Raw genomic sequence first — 5957 nt, 5'->3', positions numbered from 1 at the left:
GCCGGGAGACGGGGGCGAGTCGCTTCGCTCCCCGCCAGGGAGCCGCTGCGCGGCTCGCGGTGGGTCCATTCCCGTTGCCGTCGATCGAGTCGCTTCGCTTCTCTGCGTTTCCGAAATTAGGTTATTAACTGCGGATTCAATCGGTGCGACGAGCGGCGTTCCCGACTGAGAAACGAGGCTGGGGACGCGCGCGGGCGTGCCTGACTCGTTGCTCGCTTCCCTGCCCAACACCCTCACCGTCATACCCACAAGCCTACCACCCACCCACATAACCAACAAAACACCAGAAAAATCAACAACACGTAAATACGTTGTACGCCAATACTTTACCAACCTTACGAGACAGTTTTGTGCACTACCCGTGGAATCTAATTCATACCAACTAGTTACCTAAACACGTTGGTAAACAACACCTTTCAAAAACCATCCAAAATCTGGCGAAACCGACACCCACACCCGCCCCGCACCCCGGCGCCGGCCCCACCCCCAACAGATCGCCGGCACATCACACCCACACAACAAAACAGAACACCAGGTCACAGCCACATCACACACATGCTGCCCCCACCCAGAAGGTAGGTGCAGGACGCCGTCAGAGACGCAGGCTCAGCTAGGGAGAACCTTCTCGACGGTGATCACGACCGAGACGTCGAGCTTGTCAAAGCGGCCCGAGATCGCACCTTCCTGATCCGGGGCGACGTCTTCGTCTTCGTCTCCGCCGACGACGAGTGGATTCACCCGCCGGTTGTCGTGGTCTCCGACCCCATCGGGATCCCGCGGTCGGGGAGCGGTGCTGTGCTTCCTCCGCATCCGAACCGACCTGCCCGCTCCCCCTCACCGGCGCCGAGAAGGTGCTCGCCGACCCCTGTACACGTCTGCGGACCGCGCTGCTACTGACGCACCGGAGATTGTTCGACGACGGGTGGGGTGGGGCTGCGGACCTCTGAACTACTGCGGTCAATACTCCCTTCGACCAGCAGTAACGACATGTCCCTCACATGAGCGACTCACCGACATCGCGACGGACCTTAGGGCTCCGCCGGCACAGCGGTCCACCCTCAACTCACGGGTGCGAGAAGGCCGGGCCAACACCGGTGAGCTTCCCTCCATGCAGCGGGCGAGAAGATCCAGTGGTTCACGTCGTCCTGGCCCGGCCGGGTGCACCGATTCTAACGCACGGCTACACTGTTAGGTAACGAGAGGAGTTGGTTATCATGGCGGCGGACATCGAGACGCGAGACACCGGTGGCGGCACTCAGCCGCTCGAGCAACTACTCAGCGAGAAGTTCGGCATCAAGATGGCTCGACTCGACATCGAACGCGCCCTCGACGCGCTCCCCACCATCCACCAAGCCTCGGTTGCCCTTCCCGCCGCCGAGGCCGCGATGTACGACGCCGCCGACTTCGGCGAAGACCAGGACGCCTACCGGCGGAAGATGCTCGACAACGTCGCCGCCTACACCCGCCTGCTGAGCACCGCGCGCACATCGGCCGAGGTCAGCGCCCTCCTCGAGGTCGATCCGTCGCGGATCCGGCAGCGCGTAGCCGACCGCACACTATGGGCGCTCAAGGACCAGGGGAAATGGCTCTTCCCGGCACTACAGTTCGAACCCGATGGACCCCGACCTGGCCTGGTACGCGGCCTGGACAAGATCCTGTCCACCCTGCCCACCGGGCTGCACCCCCTGGCCGTCGAAGGGCTCCTGACCACTCCGCAAGACCAACTCCGCGACGACGAGGGCAAGCCCGCATCCATACTGCACTGGCTACGTTCGGGCGGCGACATCGCCACCGCCTCTTGCGTCGTGGAGCAGCAGAGATGGGCGAGCGCCTGACAGATGTCCATCCTCCCTCTCCCCCCACCGCCGTCGCCCGATGAACTGCGCGCCATCGGAATCCGACCGAACGAATACCGCCTCATCGATACGACCGAAACCTGGTGGCGGGTGCACCGCACCACCGCCGTGCACACCCTGGCGTGGAACGCGTTCCGCACCTTCGGGCCTGTGCTGAGATTCGATCCCCACCCGCCACCGCGCGGACATCACCCCGCGCACGGCGTCTGGTACGGCGCAACCAACCCCGGCGCCGCGCTCGGCGAAGCGTTCCAAAACGATCGGACCATCGACCGCGCATTCGAGATCCCCTACTTGACCGGCCTGCGTTTCACCCGCACCCTGCACCTCCTCGACGTCTCCACCGACAGCACCGGCCACTGGCCCACCCGCGCCGGCGGAACCTATGCCATCTCCACCGCCGGACACGACCACACCCAGAGGTGGGCCCGCGCCATCGTCGACGCATTCCCTCATCTCGACGGCATCAGCTACAACAGCCGCTTCACCGGGGCCCTCTGCGCAGCCCTGTTCTCCCGAGCGCAGGACGCGATGCCGACCGCTCCCCTCACCTCACGAGCGCTGACCGACCCGGCACTCGCCACCCGACTCGCCGGCGTCGCCGACAAACTCGGATACAAAGTCGTGTGACATCCTGTTCCCGACAACCCACCACGACCTCCCACCAACGGGGTAACTCGCTACCAACCTCGATTCCCGGCGCGGGAATCGCGTTGAGGTCGACGCCCAGCGGGACGCCGCTGGAGAGGGCGTCGAGTGGAAACCGGAGGTGTAGGCGTCGAGCTCGTTTTCGATGATCGGTCTCGGGCTCACCCAGCCGAGCCTTCATCCACGTCGGCGTCAGTATCCGCGTCGCCAAACTCGATGTCAGGGAGATCACCCAAGTCCTCCCAGACCACGGTAGACGCCTGCTGCTCACAGCCCGGCAATCGCCCCGCGGTCCCGGGTGAGGGCTGCGGATCGGCGGGTCAGGCTGTGCGCCGGGACGTGTGGGCCGCCGCGCACATCGGGCACCACGTGTGCTCACCGACGATCCACCCGTTCGTCGCGGCGAAGGCCACCGCCTGAGCTTGACGGGCGACGGCAGCGGCGAAGGCATCACATACGAAACATGCTCTTGCGAATGGACTTTCCGGGTGTCGGAGGCGAACGTTGCGAGGCCCGGATCTCCGGGACCGGAGGAGCCGACACCGTCCACCACACCGAAGCGGGAGGGGATGGCCGCGACGGACCGGCCGGCGCAGTCGCCAACCCTGCGAGTAGGACCACGGCCTGCGGCGTGAGCGCGTCGGCGAGGATGCGATCCGAATCGGCCCCGAGCACTGCGTAGTCGAGTTCGTGCCACGGCCACACCACCTTGCGTAAGCTGCGCTCCGGAACCTCGGTGGCGTTCACCTCGGTGACCATGTGCGCCAATGTCATCGACAATTCACCCCCTCCCGAGCCTTGTCACCTCGGTCGAGCGTTGACGGTCGCCCTGTCGACCGCGCCTCAGGCGTTGACCGCATTCTTCTCCGAATGCCCACTACCGATCTCGATCTTGCGGGGCTTCGCCTTCTCCGCGACCGGAATCGTCAACCGCAGCACCCCGGCGTCGTAACTCGCCTCGATCTTGTCCGCATCGAGGTGCTCCCCCAGGAACAACTGCCGGCTGAACACCCCGCGCGGACGCTCGGCCGCAACCATCTCTCGGTTCTCGTCGAGCGCGGACCGTTCGGCGCGCACAGTCAGAGTGTTCTTATCGACGTCCAGATCCAGCGAGTCGGCATTGACACCGGGTAGATCGAACTCCACCACGAACCGGTCCTGTTCACGCCAGGCGTCCATCGGCATCACCGCCGGACGGGCGGCGGTGCCGAGGAACTGCTGTGTCAGACGGTCGAGGTGGCGGAACGGATCCGTACGCATCAACATCGTGTCCACCTCCTGAAACCCTCTTCATCCCACCAGATAAACTCCAGCAGATGCTGTAGATTTGGTATATCATCTGTCGTAGATCATGACAAGAGGTTGTGCGAGAAAATTCCCGATCGGAGCAAAAATGCCCGAACAATTCGAGCGGTACGACTCCGAATCACCGTCGCTGCGCAGTGTTTACGGCATTTCGGTGGCCGCCGAGCTGTCCGGGTTCGGGGTCGCGGCACTGCGCCTGTACGAGGACTACGGGCTCATCACCCCGGGCCGCACCGCCGGCGGCACCCGCCGCTACAGCGACTACGACCTGGCCCGGCTTCGGCGCATCGCCGAACTCATCGACGCCGGCGTCAACCTCGTCGGTATCGGCCGGGTTCTCGACCTCGAGCACCGCACCGACGAACTCGAACGCCACAACCGCCGCCTGCAAGCCGACAACGCGCAACTGCGCGCCGAGCAGGATCCCGAGACCAGTACAGACCACATTGGTGCCGCCCGTGCCTCCGAGGTCGACGCTGAGCAGGACCGGTCCGCGAGTGATGCGGCGCGGCCCGGAAGGCCCCGACGGCGGTCAGTTTCCGGGCAGAATCCCCGCCTGCGGGACGGCCCCACCCGCACCCACGGCACCGGCGAACGCGAACACCACTAACGCACCCGTCACGCCGTTTCGGCACCGGCATGCCGGGACACTCATCAGCGCGGGCATCGCGACTGCCAGGACCATGAGCTCGAGCCTCAACCTCATCAGCCGACGCAGCTGCACGAAAACGATGTCGGACCAGCGCCGGCCGATCGTCGGGACGCCGCTGGATCGCAGCAGCTCCACCAGCATCCGCGCATGGTTTTGTTCCTCGGCGACGAACAGTCGCACGGAGGCTGCGTAGTCGGGGTCACCCGCAGCGTCCGCATTGACGATCAGGTGGGCACCGTCGCCGCTCTCTCCCACCTGGAACTTCCGCAGGCTCCGTGCCACCGCCGAATGCAGCTGGCAACTGCGGGACCAGTCCGGCTCGTGCTCGGTGGCCCGCCGCGCGGCCCGGTCCGCGAAGTCAGCGCACCAGGTCTCCGACGTGCTCATACAGAGAGGGTAGAGCGAAGCACTCTGATCGATGACCGGTCAGCGATCCGCTTACGGCGTCCCGGCCCCTGAATCCAGCATCAGATGGAAGGTCTTGGAGTCAGCCGTGGCGAGCTTGGCAGATAGCCGCCGCCGTCCCAACGTAGTTGCAAACCCCCGTGCTCGTGGTGTTGTGAATCCCACAGACGCAAGGAGGTCCCCTGCCACAATGCCGCGGACGGAGACTGGCAGGTAAAGCCCACCCCACCGTTCATCCCCTGCCATGACGGGCTATGGGACGGTTGTCGAACTGGGCGAGCGGGTCGGGAATGCCTGGCCGTAGTCGGCCTTTCTGGAATGCCGATACTGCCGCACGGTTTGGGAACCCTGCGTGAGAATCAGATTAATGGCGGATACTCGGTCAACGGATCCTTGCCGAGTACATGCTGGCGGACTCGCGCTTCGCGGCGCGCATTCCGGGACGGTTCCGACCCGGCGGACACGCCGGTCGATGCAGACGTCAAGTTGGAGGGTGACCACCGCTGTCAAGCAGCAGGAATCGAGACCTGTCGGCGTCATGATCGCCCGGCCCGCTCACGGAAGCGCCCGGGCAGTGACCAGGATCACGATTCGATGCGCATTCGGGCGCGACTCGGCGGGCGACCTCGCGGGGTCGGCGAGCGGCGGGTCCGCCGCGACGAATGGTCGAGGACGGCGGTCAGTGGCGAACACCGGATGTGATCCGGTGAACATCACGATGTTTCGGGGTGGTCGCGTCACGTCGCCCACTCCTACACTGGCGCCGTGAGCCTCCAGATCAGTGATCCCGCATCCCCGGTGCAGTCGAACCGGATTCGACACTCGGCGTTCCAGCAGAAGGTGACGTCGGCGGAGGAAGCGGTCAAGGCCATCGGTCCGGGTGACACCGTCGCTGTCAGCGGCTTCGCCAGTGCAGGGACACCCAAGGCGGTTATCCCGGCCTTGGCTGACCGGATTCACGCCGCCCGCGCGGCCGGCGCGAATTTCACCATCGATCTGCTGACCGGGGCGTCCGTGTCGACTGAGACCGAGAGGATGCTCACTGAGATCGACGGAATCGCCCTGAGGATGCCCTACCAGGCGGAATCCAC

The 5957-nt window shown here is 65.1% G+C and carries 8 protein-coding genes and 2 pseudogenes; 6 read left to right on the top strand and 4 right to left on the bottom strand.

The annotated features are described in order from the left end of the window. Positions 1-606: 606 nt before the first annotated feature. Positions 607-738, bottom strand: coding sequence for a hypothetical protein (locus ACFWAY_RS52950; RefSeq protein WP_378516427.1), 132 nt, complete (start codon positions 736-738; stop codon positions 607-609). Between ACFWAY_RS52950 and ACFWAY_RS52945 the strand changes: the two are divergent. The 3 genes and pseudogenes from ACFWAY_RS52945 to ACFWAY_RS52935 all read left to right on the top strand — a co-directional run. After that, positions 691-947, top strand: a pseudogene (locus ACFWAY_RS52945) (hypothetical protein); the annotation flags it as partial. The gene ACFWAY_RS52950 and the pseudogene ACFWAY_RS52945 overlap by 48 nt on opposite strands. Before the next feature lie 267 nt (positions 948-1214). Next, entirely contained in the window at positions 1215-1835 is a 621-nt protein-coding gene (locus ACFWAY_RS52940) for a DNA-binding protein (RefSeq protein ID WP_378516426.1), read from the top strand. A gap of 3 nt (positions 1836-1838) precedes the next feature. Then, the gene (locus ACFWAY_RS52935) at positions 1839-2486 is read left to right on the top strand and encodes an RES family NAD+ phosphorylase (RefSeq protein WP_378516425.1); all 648 of its coding nucleotides are present in this window, start codon (positions 1839-1841) and stop codon (positions 2484-2486) included. A 468-nt stretch (positions 2487-2954) separates the two neighbouring features. On the opposite strand, the gene ACFWAY_RS52930 is transcribed toward ACFWAY_RS52935, so the two are convergent. Then, positions 2955-3278 (bottom strand): hypothetical protein, encoded by a 324-nt coding sequence (locus ACFWAY_RS52930; RefSeq protein WP_378516424.1) that lies wholly within the window; start codon positions 3276-3278, stop codon positions 2955-2957. Positions 3279-3347: 69 nt separating this feature from the next. Beyond that, complete coding sequence (locus ACFWAY_RS52925; protein ID WP_378516423.1) at positions 3348-3770, bottom strand: Hsp20/alpha crystallin family protein; 423 nt, start codon at positions 3768-3770, stop codon at positions 3348-3350. A 127-nt stretch (positions 3771-3897) separates the two neighbouring features. Here ACFWAY_RS52925 and ACFWAY_RS52920 point away from each other — a divergent pair, with 127 nt between their 5' ends. Further along, positions 3898-4419 (top strand): MerR family transcriptional regulator, encoded by a 522-nt coding sequence (locus tag ACFWAY_RS52920; RefSeq protein WP_378516422.1) that lies wholly within the window; start codon positions 3898-3900, stop codon positions 4417-4419. On the opposite strand, the gene ACFWAY_RS52915 is transcribed toward ACFWAY_RS52920, so the two are convergent. Then, complete coding sequence (locus tag ACFWAY_RS52915; RefSeq protein ID WP_378516421.1) at positions 4342-4848, bottom strand: hypothetical protein; 507 nt, start codon at positions 4846-4848, stop codon at positions 4342-4344. The two genes, ACFWAY_RS52920 and ACFWAY_RS52915, sit on opposite strands and share 78 nt — an antisense overlap. 201 nt (positions 4849-5049) lie before the next feature. On the opposite strand from ACFWAY_RS52915, the pseudogene ACFWAY_RS52910 reads away from it, so the two are divergent. Continuing rightward, positions 5050-5328: pseudogene (locus ACFWAY_RS52910) on the top strand (alcohol dehydrogenase catalytic domain-containing protein); the annotation flags it as partial. 303 nt (positions 5329-5631) lie between these two features. After that, a partial coding sequence (locus ACFWAY_RS52905) for a CoA-transferase (protein WP_378516420.1) occupies positions 5632-5957 on the top strand: 326 nt, incomplete at its 3' end.

Source organism: Rhodococcus sp. NPDC059968, from assembly GCF_042738615.1.
Lineage (GTDB): Bacteria > Actinomycetota > Actinomycetes > Mycobacteriales > Mycobacteriaceae > Rhodococcus_F.
This window is presented reverse-complemented; position numbering and strand designations above follow the sequence as displayed.

Excerpts from the sequence above, each read along its gene's own strand:
- ACFWAY_RS52940 (WP_378516426.1), top strand. The coding sequence starts at position 1,215 with ATGGCGGCGGACATCGAGACGCGAGACACCGGTGGCGGCACTCAGCCG.
- ACFWAY_RS52935 (WP_378516425.1), top strand. The coding sequence starts at position 1,839 with ATGTCCATCCTCCCTCTCCCCCCACCGCCGTCGCCCGATGAACTGCGC.
- ACFWAY_RS52930 (WP_378516424.1), bottom strand. The coding sequence starts at position 3,278 with ATGACATTGGCGCACATGGTCACCGAGGTGAACGCCACCGAGGTTCCG.
- ACFWAY_RS52925 (WP_378516423.1), bottom strand. The coding sequence starts at position 3,770 with ATGTTGATGCGTACGGATCCGTTCCGCCACCTCGACCGTCTGACACAG.
- ACFWAY_RS52920 (WP_378516422.1), top strand. The coding sequence starts at position 3,898 with ATGCCCGAACAATTCGAGCGGTACGACTCCGAATCACCGTCGCTGCGC.
- ACFWAY_RS52915 (WP_378516421.1), bottom strand. The coding sequence starts at position 4,848 with ATGAGCACGTCGGAGACCTGGTGCGCTGACTTCGCGGACCGGGCCGCG.